The sequence below is a fragment of the Streptomyces sp. NPDC057565 genome, assembly GCF_042801455.1.
Taxonomy (GTDB): domain Bacteria; phylum Actinomycetota; class Actinomycetes; order Streptomycetales; family Streptomycetaceae; genus Streptomyces; species Streptomyces yanii.
Genome location: NZ_JBHVFU010000024.1, coordinates 83,744 through 104,287, shown reverse-complemented (window position 1 = coordinate 104,287; position 20,544 = coordinate 83,744). Strand labels below are relative to the sequence as shown.

The window sequence follows — 20,544 nt, the reverse complement described above, 5'->3', positions numbered from 1 at the left end:
GGAGTTGGAGTACGGCGCGCCGGCGGAGGCGCCTAGCGTCGTCATCGACTCGGAGACGGATGTTCGCACGCTCATCCCCAACGGCTTCGACATCGAAGAGCCGATTCGCTTCGGGACGAACCGTTGGGGAACGGGCGGCCACCGGAGCTGGACGACGAAGCAGGGGCAGCAGACGGACTTTGATTTCGACGCTGTCCCCGAGCCCTGGCAGACGGCGTCGAAGGACTGGGTGCTGCTGCAGCTCGACCCGGCGCTCGCCTTGCGTTGGGCGCCGGATGACCCGGTTGCCCAGACGTGGCCGGAGTCGCAAGAGCCCGTGAAGCTTGTCACTGCTCAGGGGAATCTGAAGCAGTTGAGGCTCGCCCTGGGCGTCATGTTCAAGCACGGTCTGTTCACGCCCGCCGCCGACGGCTGGGAGCGTGTCAAGATCCTCATGAGTCAGCCCCAGGACCGAGAAGAGAAGCTGAAGGGCCCCCGGACGGCGCCCGTGGCAAGGACGAGCTGGCAGGATGCTGCGGTGGACAATACAGAGCTGAGCTCCGGCGTACCCACAGGATTGGGAGCCGCGGCCGAGAGCCTCGCAGCCTTCCTGCACCACACGTCATTGACCGACGCGCTTGCTTCTCTCGAACGCCGCCTGAAAGGTGCTGACACAGCACAGGTGATACAAGCGGCAGCCGAAGCGCGGGTCAGCGCCGAACTCCTCATCGCGGCGCTGACCGTCCGCGAAAGCCTCGGCCGGATCAACGACCTGATCCACGCTGCCGGCATCATGCTGGCCCTTCCACATGTCCTCGAAGATGGCGAGACAATCACCAATCGGCCGTCACTTGGCGCTGGCAATGACCCGAGCCGGCCGTACGACCTCGAAACCGACCAACGAGTCGCAGAGTTCAAGCTCGCAAGATGGCGCGGGTCGGACGCTATGCGGAAGCGCCAGACGTTCAAGGATCTGGTGTTGCTCGCCGCCGACCGCTCAGACCGCTCCGCTGCCCTGTTCGTGATAGGCCCAGAGCCGGGAAGGTTCCTGCGGACGTCCACTTCAACGGCTGCGTGGGCGCTGGACCGCTCGCCGGGGGCGTTGCGAACCTTTGAGGCTGCGTTCGGCTCGCCGCATATGGCGATCGCCGAGTTCACGGCCACCCACGCAAAGCACGTACAGATCACCGATCTGCGTGACATCCTTCCGTCCGCTGTCGCTGCCATGCTCGGGTGAGTTGAGTTTCAACTGGCCCAGCAACTCTCATGTCAAGCGCGCCGTGCTGGGACCATCAGGACTCTGAGTCACGCGTGGGCTCCGAGGATGGCGGCGGCTGGCCCACGAGGGGAGGGCGGCGTGACGAGCATCCCCAAAACGTCGGGGGACAGGCTGTCGGCGGGGGAGTATCGCAGCAGCCGCAGCCGCAGCCGCAGCCGCAGCCGCAGCAGCCGCAGCAGCCGCAGCAGCCGTGCCAGGCCGCGGGCACGGGCTTCCTCTGATTTTCGGGTGCCGGCACTTTCGGCCCGGTACTGCTTGAGGTGCCAGCCCTGCAGTGAGGAGAGCTTGCTGGGGGGTTCATCGAGCGCCGCGAGAAACCTGAGAAGCTTCTTGATCTCGGCAAAGTATGCGCCGGTCACCGCTACGGACAATCCCCGCTCCTGGACACCCGCGAGGCACCGGTCGAGCTCGGGGTGCAGTCCTGGGCAAGGAAGTTCGGAGAACGTATAGGCGCGATCGGATCGGTCGGGTCCGGTGTACATGGGCAGACCTTTCGCGTACCCGAGGGCCGCAGGCGATGGCCGAGTCCGCGCCGAAGTCGGCGCGGGGGCGCGGCGACGATTAAGGGGCATGCCCACCGTTGGCAAGCCCCTATCGATGGGCTGCGCCCGTTGGCAGTACAACGGTAGCGATCCATTCTGGTGCCATCGGCGTCGGTTCCCTGGATCGATTTCCCTTTTGCTTCTAATACGACTGACATCGAGGTAAGTTGATTGCAATCAGGACCTCTTGGGTGTTCTTGCGAGCGAAATCGACCATCGGGAGCCTGAGTGCCGCTAGGGGGCTGTCCTGTCGGGCAGATGAGTTGTGGCGTTTGTGTCGCTCTCATGCCGCCGACGCTGAACGCGGCCCATCCGCCAGCCATCGGCCAGCGGGCGTGATCCGCGTCGAGCCGACGGGCGTCCGAGCGCGCTCGGCGTGGTCCGCTGCGCGGGGGAGCGGCGCGCTGCTACATTGGCGATATCGTCAATTCCCGGAGGGGGAATCATGGAAGACCCCACCGGCGCTGGCCGCCCTGAGATCGGCAACCCTGTCCACGTCCGGCTGGGCCACCTCGTTCACGCCGTCGATGACTGGGCCACCGAGCGCGACGTGAACCGCGCCGAAGCCGTCCGCCGCCTGGTCTCCAACGGCCTCGACGTGTGGCCCAAGTCGGCCAGCAGCCTCCCCGACGAGTTCGAGCGCATCGAAAGCACCGGCGACGTTGAGGCGGCCGTCCAGGTCTGGTACGACGGCGAGTCCTACGCCATCACCCTCGTCGAGACCGGCAACGTGCTGGGCATCACCAGGGATCCGCTCGCTGCCGCAGCGATCGAAGGCACGGGGTTCCAGGGCTACGAGCCCATCACCATCACCGACCTGCGCGAGCTCCGCGACGGCGAAGAGGACGCGGTTGCGTACCCGCACCTGGTCGAGCGCGGCCGGGAGATCCTCGCGAACCTGCCCAAGCGCGCTGTCGAACTACTCAGCATGACGCAGCTGAGCTGGGATGAGCAGGAGCAGCTGGTAGTCGAGTTGACCACGGATATCGGCTCCCTGACCGAGGGGCAGTTCGAGCGTCGGTACAAGCGGCTCGACAAGGCCCTCCAGCAGGACGTGGACCGAGCCATCCGTGAGTTCGCCGACGACGCGGTCGGTTCCGACGACTGGGACTAGCGGCGGGTCGTCGGGGTGCGCCAGGCGGTACGCGGTTCCCCAGCACAGGAAGTTGCGGTAGGTGTTCGGCGTACCGCACGCCGGGTCCGTCGGGGCCACGCACAGCGCCTCGCACGCCTTGTCCAGGGCTGCCGGAACTGCGGGTCAAGGCAAGCCCTCCCGTGCACCTGGCCCACGGTGACGCCCACCTCGGCAGCCGCGGCCTGCAGCAGGGCCGTCCGGTCGCGCGCGGGGAACGCCGAGTCGGCCAGCTCACGCCGCCACTCGCGCGACGCGTCGGCGTGCGCCGCGGTGCAGCGCGGGCAACGGCACCCGCACCGGTACAGCGTCTGCGAAGTGTAGACGTCGTGGCCAAACTCGGGCAGCTCGGTCATCTCCGCGGACGCCAGCAGCGCCGCCCCGGTCCACACATGTTCACGGTTCGAGCCGCCCTCGGCCTCGGAGCCGGCAGCCACCCACCGAGGATCAGCGAGTACAGGGAACTGCGGTTGATGTGCGGCGTGCACGGGGATGCGGAAGTCTGGACCGCCGAGAGCGGCCATCCCTGCGCCCCGTACATCACCTTCCCGACCTGCGGGTACGCCTGGGCGATCGTGGACGAGCTCGCCCCCGCACCGAGGTCGCCGTTAGCGCTAAATTCCGCCCCGGTGCCGCGGCCGCCGGCGGACAGGTCCCCGTGCCCCCAGGCCGCTCGCGGGGAAGGCCCGACCTCGCCTCCCACGACGTGAGCCCGGCGGAGATGGCATGGAGCCGACGACGGACCCCGCGCTGATAGGCGTGCGGCGAAGCCGCTCCGTGCCGAACTAAGGGCTGTCCCGCATGTCAGGTCGAGGTTGTCGTCCACGGGACTACGTCGACAACGCCCGCGCGGAGATCGCCGAACGCACCACCTACACGCCCGAACGTCCCTTGCACATCCTGGAAGCAGACCAGAAGCGGGTAAGTTACGAGGATCCGGATCACCCCAACGGCGTGCGGAACCGCTTGTGGGCGGACTGCGACTACAAGATCCGGCGCCGACTGGTCGAATCAGACGGCTCCAGCCCGATCGTCTTCCTCAACGAGTTCACCAGCGAACCCCTCGCCTACCGGACCCTCCACGGGCGGTGCCGACAAGCGCGGTGACGGCCGCGCGGTAGGCAGTCACGGCTCCCACCACCTCATCGCCGGTCTCTCGGGTCATCCGCAGGCGCGCCGCCGCCGTAGCGGCGCAGGGCCTGCAGCGTCGCGATGGCCAGGAGGCGAGGTTAGCCTCCGTGGGCGGGCGGCTCCTCAGCCTGCTGCGCTGGCACGCGTGCCGAGGCTGCGTATTCGTTCCCGGCTCCGAAGTTTGGGGCGTGTCTTAGGTCCCGGTTCCAGTGCCCGGCCGCCTTGACGGAAAGGCTGGCCGGGAAGGACAGGCGGGCGGCGCGGCCCACCCACTCGCCTCAGGGGCCCAAGAAGACGGAGCCGCCCAGCGATCACCGAGAGTGGCGACCGGTTACCGAGAAAGGCTCAGTGGGAAGGTTCGAGGCCGGTGTCGGCATCCAACGCATACACCCGGCCCTCTGCCCCGCACACGTAGACGAGACTTCCGGCGACCGTCGGTGACCCGACGGCGCCCCCATTGCCGATCCATCGGTTCCAGCGCTGAGTACCGGTCCGGGCGTCGATCGCCAGTACGATGCCGTCGCCGATGCACGTGTACAGCGTGTCATTGACAACTGTGGGTGTGCATTGGTCGTCGTCTTCGCCGTCTTCAGCTGGTTCTCTGGTGATTCGAGTCCATCGCTCTGTCCCATTGACGGCTTCGAGGGCGAAGACCGTACTTCTCTGACTGCTGAGGTAGACCGAGTGGGCATCAACGAATGGCGAGGCATCGAAGCCGTCGGAGGCGCCGACGTCGTAGGTCCAGCGCTCAGTTCCGCTGGTCATGTCCAACGAGTAGACAATGCCTTCGGTGCAAGCAAGATAGACGGTGTGGCCGAAAATCACCGGGGAAGACCCAAGCGTCCCGCGCGCAACGTACGTCCACCGCACCTGCCCAGTTCTCGCGTCAAGCGCATACAGCCGCCCGTACATGGTGCTGACGTAGACCGTGCCGTCGGCGACCGTGGGTTGAGCGCTCACTGCTTCGGCGACCGGTTGGATCCAACGTTCAGCACCTGTTGCGGGATCCAGGGCGTAGACCTTCCGCTCGTCACTGCCCAAGTAGACGGTACCTGCTGCGATGGTCGGTGTTGTGAACCGGTCGTCGCGGGTCCTGTAGACCCAGCGTTCGGTACCCGTGGTCGCGTCCAGGGCGTAGGCGAGACCGCGGTTACCTCCGATGTAGATGATGCTCTCGGTCGGGGTCGGGAGGTTGTCGCTGCCGCCATTGGCGAAATTGTGCCATTTGCGAGCTCCGGTGGCGGCGTCAAGGGCATAGTTGCCCGCCTGATCACTGACGTACAGGGTGTCGTTGGCCACCACGGGAGAAGACAGGCTGCTGGATCCGGTGTCGTGGATCCAGGGTGTGGCCGGGGGGTGCGTGAGGCGTCTTGTTGTCGCAGGCACACGCAGCGTTGGGGCTGTGGCGGGCCGTGCCGGTGGTGCCGGGATCAACGACGTTGGGCCGTCGGTCGGCGTCTGGGGAGTGCGCGGTGTGTCGGGTGTGTTCAGCAGTGCGCGGAGCCGAATGCTTACCTGGTTGGCCGTGGCGGGTCGTTGTTCTGGTTCTTTGGCGAGGAGGTCGAGGACCAGTTGATCCAGTGCGATCGGAATGTCGGCACGGCTGGTGCTCGGCGGTTCGGGCGCACGGTGGAGATGGGCGAACATCATCGCAGCCGTGTCGACGTCACCGAACGGGGAAGTACCAGTCAGGAGCTCGTGGAGCATGCAGCCGAGTGAGTACAGGTCGCTGCGGCCGTCGCCAGCCTTTCCGATGAGACGCTCGGGCGGCATGTAGGAAACAGTCCCGATGATGCGGCTGGCTTGCGTGGCAGTGGATGCGTACCGGGCTATGCCGAAATCGAGGATCTTGACGATGCCCGTTCGGGTGAGCATGAGATTGGCCGGTTTGAGATCCCGGTGCAGAATCCCGGCCGCGTGCGCGACGGCGAGCGCATCGGCGGCCTGTGCAGTCCAGCCGATCACGTCGGCGAGAGAAAGGCGCCCGCTGTTACGGAGGACTGCTGCCAGATCGCGCCCCGGCACCAGTTCCATCACCAAGTAGAGGGTGCCGTCGACTTCTTGACCGAGATCGAAAACGGTGACGACCCCTGGGTGATTTAGACCACCAGCAGTGCGGGCTTCGCGAAGGAATAGGTCCATTCCCTCGTCGCCATCTATGGGGTGGGGCAGCAGTTTGATTGCTACTCTCCGCTGGATCAGGGTGTCATACGCCGCCCACACCTCACCCATGCCGCCTCGGCCTAGCAGGCTATGCAGCTCGTAGCGGCCTGCGATTATTAGTCCGGTCATTTCGTCTCACTCCACGGTCGTTCCCGGCGAGCCCCGCATCACGACGGACAGCACCGTTGATCGAAATCCTACCCAGGGCCCCGGACCCCGTCAGGCACCGGTGAGCAAGGGAGCGGTTGAAGCCGCGGACGGATCCGCCTGGCGTATTGCCTGCTCGCTCCGCACCGTCCATTTAGCCGGAAAAGTCACACCGGCCAGTGGCTGAACCTCCGCGACTGACCTCGGAGTTCGAATGGAAACGGAGGGAGGTGCAGGATGATTCGCCTTACGCGCTTCAACGGCAGCCACCTCCACGTCAACGCTGACCTCATCGAGAGCGTCGAAGCCACCCCCGACACCGTCGTCACCCTCATCGACGGGAAAGGTTCGTGACCCGAGAGACCGTCGATGAGGTGGTTGGAGCCGTGACCGCTTACCGCGCAGCCGTCACCGCACTTGCTGACGCGGCCCGCACCCGGCACGGCGTACCTACCGAGCCAACTGGCGCTCTCGACCGCACCGGCCTCGCGGCCGGCACTGCCAGGCACAAGGACTGAAGTGGACCCGTCTATGCTCATCGGCCTGCTCGCCGCCTGAAGCTACGTCCTACTGGCGCAGCTTCTGGAGGGCAGAAACCCGGCCAGCCTGTTCAGCCACCCAGCACTGCTGATCCTCGTCTTCGGTGGCGGCCTCGCCGCCGGCCTGATCGGCAGCGTCCTCGAGGACATCGGCATGATCGCCAAGTCCGCAGCGCGGCCTGGGAGGCGCGCAGCCGTACCTCGGACGGGCCGTCGGTGGCCTGCTTTTGGTGATGGCCCGATGGTCGGTCACCGCCACATCCCCATCAAGTTCGAAGACCCCGCATGCCGACGGGGGGCCTTTCTATAGAAGGTACCTGCTTGACCAAGCCGTATCACTTCGTGCTCGGGCTGTCAGTCATGCCCGCTATCGTCGCCTACGCGATCATCTAATGAGGGGGAGCGTGGACAGGAAGAGGCGCCGTTGGCGGATTTTCGAGTCCTTGACGGTCCTTACGGCCAACGACGGATGTTGCGTGTACTGCGGTCGTACGTCACAGACGATGGATCATGTGATACCGCTGGCAAGGGGCGGGGCCGATGAGCTATCCAACCTGGTGCCAGCCTGTCACGCCTGCAACAACAGCAAGAACGACAAGACACCCGTCGAATGGTGGACTGGTCGATGGCTTAAGGGGTCCTGGCGGGGCAAGGGAACGCCCCGCGAGGGTGGTTGGTCGCTCGACATCAAGGACGCAGGTCTGCGGGAGCTGTACCTACAGGCGCACGAGCAAACGCTGGCCATCCTCGGCTGCATCGATGAAGTGCTGGCCGAGATTGAGGGCGAGGAGCGCGCAAGCTGGTTCCTGTGGAACATGCCGTTCGAGTACCCAAGTTCTTTCTGGACCGCGGACATGTGTCGTCACTGGTATGCGTCTCGGATAGAGAAGGGCAAGGCTGACGGCTGGCCCGATTCGAGGCCCGACCATCTACGGAAATGAGAATCCACGAGGCGGATCGTTAAAGCCCCGGCCTGACCAAAGAAGGTGTCACGTACCGTCAACCTGCTGGCTGGTTGGCTCGGCGTGTCCGTGTCCTTCCACGCGGCAAGTGCTCAGGCCGACAGATCGCCACTGCCATCGACCGCCCAGGATTCGATCACGGCATTACGATCTCTCAAGAGGTCCGAGGGCAGGCTCTAGTCTTCGTGGGCGAAGTCCAAGAAGTTTTGGTGCGGCGTACGCCACTCGTCCCATCTCTTGGTGGCTCCTTCTGGTCGATCGCGGTGCTTGGCGTGAGTCAACACTAGATGTTGCTTCGCGCGGGATATCGCCACGAAGAACTCGGACATCGCCGCGGTGGGACTGCCCCAGAAGAGCTGCTCTTCGACCCCGAGGACCACGACCTTCTCGAACTCCAGGCCTTTGCATTTGTGGATGGTCAAGAGCCGGATAGCATCCACCTCCGAAAGGCGTCGGAGTGCTTGGACAGCGTCCCCGTCAACGGCGAGCTCCCGGTCGAAAGCATCAAGCGTCTGGTCGATTAGGTCGTTGAGCCGAGTGCCCTGCTGGTACCCGGGTGACAACGTGGTCAGCGTCGGTTGTGACACCAGTTGCAGGAACTCGTGGACGAGGGTCCTCCATGCAGCGGACTCGCCCGTCCTGAACGTAGGGCCGCGTACGATCACTCGGGTCTGGGCGACCACCCGCTTCAACTGGCCGTCTAGGCGTGATGCCTCGTCCTCGGGTGCGTTCGATCCGTTGGCGATCCTCATGAGTTCGGTGTACGCGTCGGGTTGCCTGTCGTCGGCGATCACGCGGATGAAATTTAATACGAGCGCAGCTACTGGTTCCGCGGTGAGGTCCTGGCTCTCTTGTTCGTTGCGGAAGGGAATGCTGCGGTCTGCGAGTTCGCGACCGAGGGCCGCCGCGACCAGGTGCGGCTGCTGGCGCACGAGGATGGCGATCTCGCTTGGTGCCGTCCCCTCGCGGAGCCAGCCGTCGATGAGTTCCGTGACGGCTTGTGCCTCGTCGTGTTCGGTGTCGAAGTCGAGCACCTCGATGACGCCATCTTCTCCGGTCAGGTCCTCGTCGGGGCTGACCGCTCCGGGGTCCATCCGAGCGATCATTCGGTTTTGCATCCGTCGCAGTCGGGGTGCGGAGCGGAAGTTCTGGTACAGAGGCAGCGGTTGGGCCGAGAAGTCGTCGGCGAAGGTATGCAGTACGCCGTCCAGTGCGCCGGCCCAGGTCATGATTCGCTGCTTGGTGTCGCCGACGGCAGTCAGGACGGCCGCTGTGCGGCCGAATGCCGCCTTGATTAGCTGGTACTGCTGCCTGGTGCAGTCTTGGAACTCGTCGAGGAAGACGTGGCTGTATGTCTGGCGGATGCCTCCTCGGGCGTAGGCGTTGGCCTCGACGATCTCCAACGCGAGGGGCACGAGGTCGGCGAAGGTGATCTGCTCGCCCTCGATCCGGGTGGTGGGATCGATCCGGTAGTCCGGATTGAGGGCGTTGTATCCGGTCAGTGCGGGCCGGAAATTGTCGATCACGCGCTTGGCGAAGGCGTGGAAGGTGAAGCTGTCGAACCTGGCAGCGAGCCGCGAGCCAGAGCGACGGCGAACTCGCTCTCGAAGGTTGCGGGCGGCGTCGACCTTGAACGAAACCGCCAGGATCCTGCGCGGGTAGGGGCACTGTCCGGTGCGCAGTAGGAAGTCCGCCCGTTGGGCGAGCAGCTCAGTCTTCCCGGCCCCCGGTCCAGCGGAGACGACCACGTTCCTGTCCGCCATTGTGACGGCCGACATCGCGTTTGGTTCGAGGACGAGGCGGTCGACGGGCTGCCACTGATCGGGGCGGATCATTCCGGCAGCTCCGCTAGGTTCGTGCGCACGTGCTCGACCAGTCGAGCGAGCACGCCGGGGAGATTCTCCAGCAGCTGCTGGTCATTCAGATCAGCGAGAGCGGCCAGGTGCGCAGCGGGCTTGCTTCCGAGATCGAACTTGTTGTGGTACTCCTCGAAGAGGGCGCGGACATCCTCGGGGAGACGGTGTTCGTTCGCGTGACTCTTACCAAGCACAGCCACGATGGTGCCCTCGTCTGGCTCGGCCGACTCGCCCGGCTCGGTAGGACTGACACCGTAGGCGTCGGGGTAGGCCGCCAGCAACATCAGGTCAAGGTCGACCGGGTGGGAGAAGAAGACCCCTTGCTCTTCCAGCGCCTCAACAGGGCCGTGCCCGTCCTTGAAAATTGGGTCCACAAGAATTGGGAAGTCGCAGTCATCATTCCACTTGGGGACTTTGCTGATTTGCTCTTCCGTGTAGGTGTTCGGGCGGACTGCGTTGATCTGCTTCAGCGCGTTGCGTACCCGTCCCCAGCCGCCGTGGTAGCGGCCGGCGTCGAGGTCGAGCAGTGTCGCGTGCGGGATCTGCAGCTCGTTGAGGAGACGCCAGAAGTGATTGACGTGCCGACCGCCCAGGGGGACCACCGAAACGGATGCGTCGTCCTCGGTGAGACCGACGGCCGCCAGGACACGTGGCAGGACCACCTGTTCGCTGTCGCCCTCACCGAGCACGACGAGCCGAGAAAAATACAGCTCGGGGTAGGCCTGCACCGCCTCCCGTACGTACTTGGCGGCCGACTCCTCCCCCTCGGGCAGGACGATGCGGTGGACAGTCGTCTCCCGGGCAGTGTTCAACCTCAGGAAGCAGATTGTGCGGGGATCGACGCGGCGCAGGAGGGTGGGCGCATGCGTGGCGATGAGGGACTGCACGTCACCGTGCGCGCACGCACCGCGTAGTTGGCGGATGATTCGACCGAGGTACTGCGGCGCGAGGCTGTTCTCCGGCTCCTCAAGTGCGATGACGGTGTGCACGGGCGGGCGCAGGCGATCGGCGTCGACGGAGGTCTCCTCGCCGTTGAGGACTCGCCGAGCGAGGGACTGCCAGGCAAGCACGAGCGAGATGTAAAGCAAGGACTTCTGTCCGTCACTCAGCCGCTCGTAAGGCAGTGGTGACCCGTCGTGCGTGGGTGAGAAGGTCACGGTGAGCAGGCGTAATACGCCCTTCAGTTCGCCCCGCCCGAAGGCGATCGACGGATCCTTGAAGTACGCGCCGTGGTGCAGCCGGTGCCACTCGTCGGTCAGCCGAACGCCAATGCTCGCTACCGTGGTGTTCGCGGCGAGCGATGCGGTGATCTGAGTAGTGAGGTCGCTCAGCGTCTTGCGTTCCGTCGTCCAGTCAGCGGCTCGCAGGGTGCGTCCGATGAGCGACGCCGTTGTGTAGGAGACATGATCTGCAGGGTCCCGACGAGCCGGAAGATAGTGCACCTCGATGTGCCCACGGTCATACCGCGACATATCGACACGGCGAGTCGGCTCACCCGCCTCATCCGCCTCCAGTACGTACTCGATCTTCTCTTCGATGACACCGTCCGGGGCCAGCGACGCTGTCAACCGGACACGGGTCCGCGGAACCTCGTTGGCGGTGTCGAGCGCCATATGCGAGAAATTGGGTGGAACCGACGCATGCTGCCCGACGGCTCCTGCTTCCGGGAACTCGACATCCACCTCCAGCCACAACGTCGGCTCACCGTCTTGCAACTCGCCTGCGGATTGGTCGACGCGTACGTGGAAGTCCTCAAGGCGGATCTTGCGCTGAGCTTCCAGCGGGCTGAACAGCCGCGACAGCGCTTCAAGGACGGTGGTCTTGCCTGAGCCGTTCGGGCCGAGGACATACGTCAGATCATCGAGATCGATTGCTGTCGGTTTCGAACCAAAGGACTGAAAGTTACTCAGCCGCAACGTCTTAATCTTCACCAGATCCGCTCCCCCAACTCGCTGTAACTCCCCAGCCATAGGGTATATGCGACCTCACTCAGCGTCCGCCAGATGCCCGACGACCTCGGACAGCCAGCATGCGGTCGGGCCGGCCATGTCCGAATCCGAAGGTGGCTCACGCTCATACCCAGACCACTACGCCCATAGAGCGCTGGCGCGGCTGACCACCCGTATCGGCGGAGGCGGTGAGTGGTGGCCGGCCGCGCGTCCTCAGCCCTCCGGGTGCTCCCGGAACCAGGCCACCGTCCGCTGCAACGGCATCGACACCGGCAACATGTTCACCCCGATCGTGTCCCGGCCGTAGTGGTTAGCCTGTCGCTCTGCCTGCGCCACGTATCCGATCGGCACGGCGTACAGCGACGGGTCCTTCTCCTCCATCGCCTCCCGCACCTTCACCGCAGCGTCCAGCTTCCGCTCCATGAACTCCTGGCAGTCGTCCCCGCAGCCGGACACGGTCTCCCGCTGGTACTCCTCGAACGCATCCCGCGGCTCCACGGTCGGCGTCGCAGACGGCCCGGGCGCGCTCACCGCAGGCTTCCCGCCCGCACCACTACTGCGGCCACCACAGCAGCAACCGCTTCCACTCTGCACACATTTCTCATGGGCGCATGGTCCCCGGATACCTGGGACGAGGGGAACACGCGGAGGACTCCTCGCGGCCGCTCGGCCGCGTCGGCGCGGCTGACCACCCAGACTGCGGAGGGGGTGAGTGATGCTCGGCCGCCGTGAGCATCCGGCTCCGCTGCTTGGCATCGCCAAAGTGCGGATCGTCGGCGACAACCAGTCCGTGCGCGCCGTCCTCGACGCGCTGCGCGCAGCGTGCATGGGGTACGCCCGATGATCGACCCGGCCGCTGTGTGCTGCTACTAGGGGGCGTATCGGGTCCCGATCAACAGGGCGCCCAGGTGTGGTCTTTGATTCAGATCATCGAGGCGCGCAGGTGGAGGCTGGCGAGGTAGCTCTGTGGGGTCTTGCCGTACCGGGTGGAGACGCTGCGCCAGGCTTCAGCTGGTCGCCTATGGGCCGACGCTGGCTGGCAGCATTGAACGACGATGAACCGCGCTGGTTCAACAAGAGAAGGGCCCTTCGGATGTCGAACACGATTGCCAAGCACGCCGCGGAGTTGATGGACGCCATCCAGAACGGGCCGATTCGCACGGAATGGCACTGGTTGGACTACAACTTCAACCCGAAGACGCCCGGTTTCGGGACGGTGGGAGCACCGACGGTGATGGCGCTGGCGACCGGCGACGCCGTGATGCCGGGCTTTGCTGCTGAGCAGCTCAAGCGACTGGAGTCGTTCGGCGGGGTCGACCGGGACCGGGGTCACTACCAGCAGATCCTGTCTTGGTACGCCGAAGTGCTGGTCGTGGCGCACCTGGCTGCCTACGAGTGGCCGGCTCCGGTGAAGTTCGAGATGGAGCCGGTTGCTGGCGGGTCGAAGGCAAACCCCGAGGTCGTTATCAAGCTCGATGGTGTCGGCGCACTCGGTGTCGAGGTCAAGGCCGCTGACCTGAGTACACACGTGAAGCATCGGTCGTCGAACAGTTGGCAGCTGAACGCGCGCACCGGGGTGTCTCCGAAATGTCTCGGCGAGGCCGTGACGCTTCCTCGCGACAACCAGGTGAAGAGCTTCCTGGTCAGTGCGGACAAGAAGTTCGCCGGCTTTCGCGCAACTGACCTGAACTTCTGGTCGGTTCTGGTCATCGTGTGGGACGACTTCGTCAACGAGCCTCTGACGGCGCTGACATCTCCGGCTTCGGGGTTGTTTACCCCGAACTCGTTCCATCGCGCTGATGGTGGCGCGGTCGAGTTTCCGAACGTGGATGCGGTCTTGCTGGTCAGGCATCAGCACCAGCTGGTAGAGGGTTTGGCGGGCCGGCCGTTGGTCGATGACCGGGCGCATCTTCTGGACTACGGTCCTCATGGCAGTTTCCCTCCGCATGCGTTGGTGACGAACCCGGCGGGGCACCTGTTGCCGGCTGAGTTCTTGTCGGCGTTGCACGCTGTCCCGGTTGAGGCGTTGAACGCCGCAGCGGAGTACAACCCGGGCGAGATCGTGATGTGGGTCGACACTGCCGACGGCACAGAAGACTGACCGGCCGCGGTCGTCACGGCTGAGGTCGGCTTCGGTGCGTAGGGTCGTGATCAATCTGGTGGATGTGTCTCGTGAGGGAGGCTGGTCCCGTAGACCTGTTCGCGTGACGAGAGTGCAACTTAAGGGCCAAGCAGGGGAGTTCACCGAGTCGTATCTACCGATCGGCGAGTACGGCCCGTATCCAGTGCGCCTGTGGCAGCAGTTTGAAGGCGTGATCTGGCGGTTCAGCACCGGTGCGCAGTGGCGGCAAGTTCCGCGAGAGTTCGGTGCCTGGTCGACCGTTCACAACCGCTTCCGGCAGTGGAGGGACGCGGGCGTGTTCGAGGCCCTGCTGGAAGGCTTGATCGCGGAAGCGGCGAAGCGGGGGGCTGACCTGTCCCTGGTCAGCGTCGATTCCACCACCGTGCGCGCCCACCACGACGCCGCCGGGATGCACCTGGGCCTGGACGTCCTCACTGCCCTGAAGAAGGCCCGGCAGCGTGAACCAAGAGAAGCTGCAACAGGACCGCATCCAAAGCCCCAGTCCATCGCTGGGCAGCACCGACTACGACTGTGGCGAGGTGGGGCAACGGGCTGTGATGCCCGTATTCGTCCGTGATGCCATCCTGCGCCCCTGCGACGAGCATTCTGCCTACCTCTCCGTCCCCACCCATGTGCCACGCCATCGTGGCGAGCGTGTTGACCGTGGCCCTGCTCGTGGCCAGCACCGTTGCTGCAGTGCTGCCACCGCAAGGGACGGTGGTTGTCTCGGTCGTGCTGTCCGGTTTGTCGTCTGCTCGCCGTGGCGTGAAGCGCATACTCGGATGGTCAACGGCGACCGCAGAGCGGATCAGCCGAGTTCTCAAGAACGAATTGGGGGGCGACTGTGCCGAAGAAGCGCAATAGCAGTCAGAGGATCGGATCCATCGGCGAGGATCGATTTCGTATTTTTTGCCACGAGAACTTTCTGATCCCGAACAGGGTAGAGAACGACTTCGGGTTTGACTTCCTGTGCCAACTGGACCTGACGGCAAGCTTCTCGCAAACGGGTCAGATCTCGGGGACAATTCTGGGTTTTAGCGTGCGTTCAACTGACAGGGTCGATGGCCGGATCAAACTGACCCGATCGGACGCCGAGTGTCTACTGGCCGCAGACTTCCCCGTGGGCCTGGCTTTGGTGAAGCTCGACCAGGTGAGATCTGCAGAAGTTTACTTTCGCTTCCTTGACCCCGACTTTATTGTTTCCCTGTCTGAGTTTCTTTCGTCGACCAAGCAGTCGAAGCACTTCACCCCGAAGGATCTCCTGCCTGCATCCGAAATCACCGAGACCGTGCGTCGTGTATCCGCTCCAGGGTACGTCGAACAGTCCCGAGTCCAAGCTGCAGAGAGGTTGGCTGAGCCGATCGCGGGAAACGTGCGGATCCAGATCCAACGCGACGGCCAAAACGAGGTCACGCTTGTTACATCCCTCGACCTTTATTCATTCTTTGAGCAAGGGACAGAGAGCGAGAGGGACGCCCTGTTCCTCGCAACGTTTGGCGCGCCGCGATTTCGCGGCAAAAGAATCAGGGATCTGGCCCTCAAAGGCGGACTCATGCGAGGGATTGCCAGATTGCCGCAGCCCTATGTCCTTCGCGGGTTCGTGATGGATGATCCCACTGTTGCCAAAGTAAACGGCCCCAGGGGATCGGCCAGTCTCTCAGTCCTACGCACAGCGAATGACCATCACTATGGGTATGTCCACGCAGCAGGGTTCGCGCTAACAGTTTCTCACCGCATCAAGCGGAACGGGCAATACGTACATGAGATGCGAACCCTCGTTGACCCTAAGAGCGACTCCCCCCTTGAAGAACACCCCGCCCTGTTGCATTTTCTCAACTCCTGTTATCCGGATTCGACATTCACCTTCGATGGCGAAGGATTGACTCTGGATACACCAAACTTTTCGGGCATCGGGGACTGTGCAAATTTTGCTAGTGCGCTTCTTGGTGCCCGCACGCTGACCGGCTGGCAGGATGTCCGCGTGACTGTGAGCGACATGGCCATCGAAGAATCTAGGAAATCGATGATGTGGCTCGCAGCAGCCGCAGCTCCGGGCTCTCACGTACTCCCGCGCGGGCTCGTGATACGAGACGTTCAAGAGAGCGAGTGCGACGCGCGGAATGCCGTCATTTACGTTCCCGTGGTATGCAACCTCGCCACAACCAGCGTCGTCACATGGTTCTCCGGGAAAGGGTCGGTTCTCTACCACCAAGACGAGCCGTGCGGATTCAAGGTCAACGTCTATGAAACCCGTGAAGTCGAAGTGGTGAAGCGGCTACCGAAGAAATCCATCTTTCCCGAGGTCCCGCTGGGGCCGGCCCTCCTCATCTTTCGGGGCGACGCGGTCGAGACAGTCCAGGGCCACCCGTCGGGCTGGGGCGACATTCACTGCAGATGGGAATGGGACTAACCGGGGCTCTAACAGTCGCGGCCGTGGACTGTGTCGGATGAACTGTGTCCGCTCGTCCGCCGTCGACGGCGGCGTGGGCCGTCCAGACGTCGCCCCGATGCCCTGCTAGTGCTGTGACCGGGAAGGTTCGCCGGGTTGGTGGTTAGGGCGATTGGATGGGTGGTGACGTCGGTTCCGATCGCTGGAGGTGTAGTGGCCGAGCCTGTGCGGGTGCGCAGACTGACCGATCACGAAGGGCAGAAGCTGCAGCAGATCGTGCGCCGGGGAAGTACCAACTCGGTGCGCTACCGGCGGGCAATGATGTTGCTGGCATCGGCCGGCGGGAACCGGGTCCCGGTGATCGCGCAGCTGGTGCAGGCCGACGAGGACACGGTCCGGGACGTGATCCACCGGTTCAACGAGATCGGCCTAGCCTGTCTGAACCCTCGGTGGGCGGGAGGCCGTCCCCGCCTGCTCAGTCCTGACGACGAGGACTTTGTCGTCCAGACGGCCACCACCCGCCCGACCAAGCTCGGTCAGCCCTTCACCCGCTGGTCCATCCGCAAACTCGCCGCCTACCTGCGCCGTGTGCACGGGCGTGTCATTCGCATCGGCCGGGAAGCTTTACGCTGCCTGCTGTCGCGCCGCGGCATCACCTTCCAGCGCACCAAGACCTGGAAGGAGTTCCCAGATCCCGACCGCGACGCCAAGCTCGACCGGATCGAGCAGGTGCTGGGGCGCTTCCCCGACCGGGTGTTTGCCTTTGACGAGTTCGGGCCGCTGGGGATCCGGCCGACCGCGGGCTCCTGCTGGGCGAAGCAGGGCAAGCCTGACCGGCTCCCGGCGACCTACCGCCGCACCCACGGCGTCACCTACTTCCACGGCTGCTACTCCGTCGGCGACGACACCCTGTGGGGCATCAACCGCCGCCGCAAAGGCACCGCCAACACCCTGGCCGCGCTGAAATCGATCCGCGCCGCCCGCCCCGACGGCGCCCCGATCTACATCATCCTGGCGTTCGAAGGTGCTGACCGCAGCCGGGTTAGATGACGTCGCAGGCGTTGTTGGCCATTTCGGCGAGGGTGGTACCGAGCGGGAAGTCGCTGTGATCGCTGGCATGGGTGTTCACCTGGGTGAGCATCGGGCGTTCAGCATCATGACTCAGGTGATGATGCCGGTCCGAAGGAGTTCGAACGAGGCTCGGCCATACTACGCTGCGGCGAGCGTTGTGCTCGTAGGGCCTTGAGTCGCTTCCAGGCACGGTTGCTGACCGCATCGCTGTGGAGGCCGAACTCGCGGCACCGTACGAGCAGGGAGTCCAGAGAGACGCCCCCGGCCTTCAGGTTGGGTAGGTCACATGATTAGAGGCCGGGTCCCGCGTAGGCGTCACACTTGGCGGGAGTGCCGAGAGTATTTAGCGCGGACTCGACGCGGATCTTCCCGGAGGGGGGAACGAGGTCGGGGTACTCCGAGGAGCCGCCGATGACGTTGTGCTTCGCGTCGTAGCAGATGACGCCGACGCGGGCGTCTTTCAGCGGCGCCGTGGTCGGGTTGCTGATCTCGAACGTGCCCGTCGTGTCGCCGTACTCGCCCTTGCTGATGTGGACGGGGCTGGTCGGGATCTTGGGGAACGGCTTGCTGGAGAAGGCTCCTGCGTCTTCGACAAGGAGTGTGGCTTTGACCTTCGCGGCCTTCTCGTTGGACTTGATGTCGGCCTGGGTCCCGAGGACGAGCAGCTGGCCGGGCTGGCTGAAGCTCTCCACCTGACTCTCACTGGCGATGATCTTGTTGTGCGCGTCGAGGATGTTGAACTGCACAGTGACGGTCTGCCCGACATGCGGGGAGGTGTTGCGGACAAGGGAAGTAACCCACACGTACTCGTCTTGCTGGCCAAAGCCGCTGGCGACGAGCTGGGGGGCCAGCTCGGCGGAAGGCGAGCTTGCGGCCTTACCGGCGCCGCCCGTGGCCTGCTCTACCACGTCGGGATCGGCACTGCTGGAGCAGCCAGCCAGGGCCAGAGTGCCTACTGCGGTAGCCACGATCGCTGCGGTTCGGAAGTTCATGCGTTCCTCGGTTGTCGGAAGGGTTTGCTGAGTGAGCATGGGCGGCGGGAGATGGCCGTTTCTACTGTCGGCTTCGCGCAGGCGGCGTCTTTGGGCGTCCCCCCTCGCCCTGATGCACAGTAAAGATGCCGCCCGGTCAGGGCTTTGGCATTTGCCGCCGAAAGCGAATGTGCTGTGGTTCGACCAACTGATCTCGGAGTCCGCCAGCAGGAAGCGGAGAGCGCTTAGTCTCTACACGGTTCAGGTGCGTCTCACGCCGCAAGCGCGGGTGGTCAGCCGCGGGCCGCGGCTTCGTATCGGTCAACCTGCTTGCGCAGAAGCTGGGCAGTCTCGTTCGCGTCGACGTTGGCCATGCCGCCGGTGCCGACGTTGGCAAGCACCGGGCCGTCGAGCGTGAACTGCTGCAGCACGGTCGCCCCGCCGCCCTCGATCCGCACGCCCAGGGCACGGTCGCCGACCTTGTCCACACTCATCGCGGTGTACGTGAGCCTCGAGCCCTGGTACGTCTCATTATGGCAGGTCTGCAGCGCGTGCTCGAGGGCGTCGAATGCCTCGCCGGCGTCCTTCGCGCTCGCGTACTGCCGGAGGCCGACGGACGCGACCGACGCGGACAGGCCCCCGCCTTTCTGGAAGCTGCGCGACAGTTTGATCTTTGCGGCGTGCGGCTGCTTGTAGTCGCAGAACGTCTTGTCTCCGCTGTCGCTGCCACTCGTGTCGACTGACCAGCCCGCGGGCATCGCCGACAGGGGCAACAGCGCCGCAGCCAGCTTTTTCTTGCTGAGCAGTTGCGCCTGGGGCGTCGGCGTAGGGGCCGACGAAGAGGGGGCAGGAACCTCGGTCGCGGTGGCCGTTCCCGGGTCAGCCGAGGCGGAGCCGGAGCCGCCGCAGGCAGTCAGCGTGGCGGCCATGAGCAGGGCACCGAGGGCGGCGACGGCGGTCTTGCGGTGCAACATAGTTCCCCTTCAAGAGGTTGCAGGCGGATCGAGTTGGAGCCGGTCCCGGCACGCTTTTGGAATGCATCCCGCGAGCGACCAGGGGCCCGCCACCAGCCACGAGATCCGCCACGGCCTCGCACCCTCGGAGCATGATGGTTTAGTGTTGATGTAGTGCGCAAGCTGTGAAGATAACGATTTCCGACGAGCCGTCGACGACGTCTTCGAGGAACCCGATCCACCGACAAATGCCTGTGCACGTCGCGTTTTGTTTGTTAGGCGCCGCATGCCTGTGGCCTCGCCCGACGGCGAACGGGGCCGCGGAGACCGGACATCCCATCCCCCCATTCCACGCCGGAGGGTGTGAACTACCAGGCTTGGTCCTGGACATCGACGCGACCCTCGTCGCATGCCACTCCGAGAAGGAACAGGCCGCCGCCACCTACAAGCGCGGCTTCGGCTACCACCCGCTGCTCTTGGCCTTGTCAAGGTTTCCGTACACCATTGGCAAGGGCATGCCGAACATGTCGGCGATCTGCTGGACTGTCTTCTCCCGCTCGCCGTATAGCCGCTGGGCGAGCGCGGCCTGGTCCACGGTGAGCTTCGGCCGGCGCCCGCCGACCCGACCCCGGGCGCGAGCGGAGGCGAGCCTCGCGTTGGTGTTCGGCCACGATCAGCTTGCGCTGGAGCTCGGCAAGCACGGACAGCATCCCGAATGTCGCGCGACCCTCCATCGTGGCGGTGTCGATGCCCTGCCCGATGCTGCGACAGGCCTGAACGTGCCGCACTCGTTCTTGAACAGCTCCCCAACCCTGAGCGTCACTGTCAACACCCGTGCCTGCGTCACGAGTTCAGCGGGCGAGCTCGGAGTGCACGGCTGCTCTCCGGAGGCGCTCGACCAGTTCACTTCATCCAGGAAGAGCATCCCCCTGCCCAGCCCGCACGAGTTCAGACGCCCGGGAAGTCGGATCGTCTGACGCTTCGCCCATACCGTCAGCCGCTACCCGCCGTGTCAGTACTGGGCGCTAGCATTCCCGAACATCCTTGCATGACACTCACATCCTGCACACAACTCGGCTAGCTTCAAGCTGGCTTATCCAACGGGGGTACTCATGCCGCTTACTCGGTCAGGCCCTGCACTGACCTGGCGTGTCCTACTCGTCATCAGTCTCATACCGCTCCTGCTAGCCAGCCACCTGGACGCAGCCACAGCTGCAACGACAGCAGATACGACAACGCCGACGCTGAAGTCGTTCTCGGTCTCTGGTGCGCAGGCGACGCCGGGCAGCACGGTCACCATCAACTACTTGGCAGACGACGACTCCGGCGCGCTACGAAACGTGATCTTCCAGTTCACTG

The 20,544-nt window shown here is 64.6% G+C and carries 19 protein-coding genes and 1 pseudogene; 13 read left to right on the top strand and 7 right to left on the bottom strand.

Annotation, left to right across the window (positions count from 1 at the left end):
* Positions 1-4 precede the first annotated feature (4 nt).
* Positions 5-1,216, top strand: a complete 1,212-nt coding sequence (locus tag ACFU8W_RS31460) for a hypothetical protein (RefSeq protein WP_384044264.1) — start codon at positions 5-7, stop codon at positions 1,214-1,216.
* Between the two features lie 68 nt (positions 1,217-1,284).
* On the opposite strand, the gene ACFU8W_RS31455 is transcribed toward ACFU8W_RS31460, so the two are convergent.
* Positions 1,285-1,740 (bottom strand): hypothetical protein, encoded by a 456-nt coding sequence (locus tag ACFU8W_RS31455; protein WP_384044262.1) that lies wholly within the window; start codon positions 1,738-1,740, stop codon positions 1,285-1,287.
* Positions 1,741-2,245: 505 nt separating this feature from the next.
* Between ACFU8W_RS31455 and ACFU8W_RS31450 the strand changes: the two genes are divergently transcribed.
* The gene (locus ACFU8W_RS31450) at positions 2,246-2,914 is read left to right on the top strand and encodes a hypothetical protein (protein WP_384044259.1); all 669 of its coding nucleotides are present in this window, start codon (positions 2,246-2,248) and stop codon (positions 2,912-2,914) included.
* 819 nt (positions 2,915-3,733) lie between these two features.
* On the top strand, positions 3,734-4,039 hold the full coding sequence (locus ACFU8W_RS31445; RefSeq protein WP_384044256.1) for a hypothetical protein: 306 nt from the start codon (positions 3,734-3,736) through the stop codon (positions 4,037-4,039).
* 369 nt (positions 4,040-4,408) lie between these two features.
* Here the strand turns inward: ACFU8W_RS31445 and ACFU8W_RS31440 are convergent, their stop codons facing one another.
* Positions 4,409-6,355, bottom strand: a complete 1,947-nt coding sequence (locus ACFU8W_RS31440; protein ID WP_384044253.1) for a PQQ-binding-like beta-propeller repeat protein — start codon at positions 6,353-6,355, stop codon at positions 4,409-4,411.
* Between the two features lie 255 nt (positions 6,356-6,610).
* On the opposite strand from ACFU8W_RS31440, the gene ACFU8W_RS31435 reads away from it, so the two are divergent.
* From ACFU8W_RS31435 to ACFU8W_RS31425, 3 genes are all read left to right on the top strand, one after another.
* Complete coding sequence (locus ACFU8W_RS31435) at positions 6,611-6,727, top strand: flagellar FlbD family protein (RefSeq protein WP_384044250.1); 117 nt, start codon at positions 6,611-6,613, stop codon at positions 6,725-6,727.
* 32 nt (positions 6,728-6,759) lie between these two features.
* A complete protein-coding gene (locus ACFU8W_RS31430) occupies positions 6,760-6,891 on the top strand; it encodes a hypothetical protein (protein WP_384044247.1) in 132 nt (43 codons plus the stop codon).
* A 254-nt stretch (positions 6,892-7,145) separates the two neighbouring features.
* Positions 7,146-7,853 carry an HNH endonuclease gene (locus ACFU8W_RS31425; RefSeq protein WP_384044245.1) on the top strand — a complete coding sequence of 236 codons (708 nt, stop codon included), beginning with the start codon at positions 7,146-7,148 and terminating at the stop codon, positions 7,851-7,853.
* A gap of 197 nt (positions 7,854-8,050) precedes the next feature.
* On the opposite strand, the gene ACFU8W_RS31420 is transcribed toward ACFU8W_RS31425, so the two are convergent.
* The 3 genes from ACFU8W_RS31420 to ACFU8W_RS31410 all read right to left on the bottom strand — a co-directional run bounded on the left by ACFU8W_RS31420 (position 8,051) and on the right by ACFU8W_RS31410 (position 12,210).
* Positions 8,051-9,709 carry a UvrD-helicase domain-containing protein gene (locus tag ACFU8W_RS31420; RefSeq protein ID WP_384044242.1) on the bottom strand — a complete coding sequence of 553 codons (1,659 nt, stop codon included), beginning with the start codon at positions 9,707-9,709 and terminating at the stop codon, positions 8,051-8,053.
* The gene (locus tag ACFU8W_RS31415; protein WP_384044239.1) at positions 9,706-11,661 is read right to left on the bottom strand and encodes an ATP-dependent endonuclease; all 1,956 of its coding nucleotides are present in this window, start codon (positions 11,659-11,661) and stop codon (positions 9,706-9,708) included. The genes ACFU8W_RS31420 and ACFU8W_RS31415 overlap by 4 nt, the downstream gene beginning before the upstream one ends.
* Positions 11,662-11,892: 231 nt before the next feature.
* On the bottom strand, positions 11,893-12,210 hold the full coding sequence (locus ACFU8W_RS31410) for a hypothetical protein (protein WP_384044236.1): 318 nt from the start codon (positions 12,208-12,210) through the stop codon (positions 11,893-11,895).
* Between the two features lie 184 nt (positions 12,211-12,394).
* Between ACFU8W_RS31410 and ACFU8W_RS31405 the strand changes: the two genes are divergently transcribed.
* The 5 genes and pseudogenes from ACFU8W_RS31405 to ACFU8W_RS31385 form a co-directional block, all read left to right on the top strand.
* Positions 12,395-12,523, top strand: a complete 129-nt coding sequence (locus ACFU8W_RS31405) for a hypothetical protein (RefSeq protein WP_384044233.1) — start codon at positions 12,395-12,397, stop codon at positions 12,521-12,523.
* A 249-nt stretch (positions 12,524-12,772) separates the two neighbouring features.
* Positions 12,773-13,780 carry a hypothetical protein gene (locus ACFU8W_RS31400; protein ID WP_384044230.1) on the top strand — a complete coding sequence of 336 codons (1,008 nt, stop codon included), beginning with the start codon at positions 12,773-12,775 and terminating at the stop codon, positions 13,778-13,780.
* 112 nt (positions 13,781-13,892) lie between these two features.
* Positions 13,893-14,378: a transposase gene (locus ACFU8W_RS31395; protein WP_384044227.1), complete on the top strand. Its 486-nt coding sequence runs from the start codon at positions 13,893-13,895 to the stop codon at positions 14,376-14,378.
* A gap of 267 nt (positions 14,379-14,645) precedes the next feature.
* On the top strand, positions 14,646-16,211 hold the full coding sequence (locus ACFU8W_RS31390) for a hypothetical protein (RefSeq protein WP_384044225.1): 1,566 nt from the start codon (positions 14,646-14,648) through the stop codon (positions 16,209-16,211).
* Between the two features lie 192 nt (positions 16,212-16,403).
* Positions 16,404-17,231 (top strand): annotated as a pseudogene (locus ACFU8W_RS31385) (helix-turn-helix domain-containing protein); the annotation flags it as partial.
* A 320-nt stretch (positions 17,232-17,551) separates the two neighbouring features.
* On the opposite strand, the gene ACFU8W_RS31380 reads toward ACFU8W_RS31385, so the two are convergent.
* Positions 17,552-18,253 (bottom strand): hypothetical protein, encoded by a 702-nt coding sequence (locus ACFU8W_RS31380; protein WP_384044222.1) that lies wholly within the window; start codon positions 18,251-18,253, stop codon positions 17,552-17,554.
* Between the two features lie 272 nt (positions 18,254-18,525).
* Entirely contained in the window at positions 18,526-19,206 is a 681-nt protein-coding gene (locus ACFU8W_RS31375) for a hypothetical protein (RefSeq protein ID WP_384044219.1), read from the bottom strand.
* A 356-nt stretch (positions 19,207-19,562) separates the two neighbouring features.
* Here ACFU8W_RS31375 and ACFU8W_RS31370 point away from each other — a divergent pair, with 356 nt between their 5' ends.
* A complete protein-coding gene (locus tag ACFU8W_RS31370; RefSeq protein WP_384044295.1) occupies positions 19,563-20,162 on the top strand; it encodes a hypothetical protein in 600 nt (199 codons plus the stop codon).
* A 135-nt stretch (positions 20,163-20,297) separates the two neighbouring features.
* The coding region (locus tag ACFU8W_RS31365; protein ID WP_384044215.1) for a hypothetical protein at positions 20,298-20,544 on the top strand (247 nt) is incomplete at its 3' end.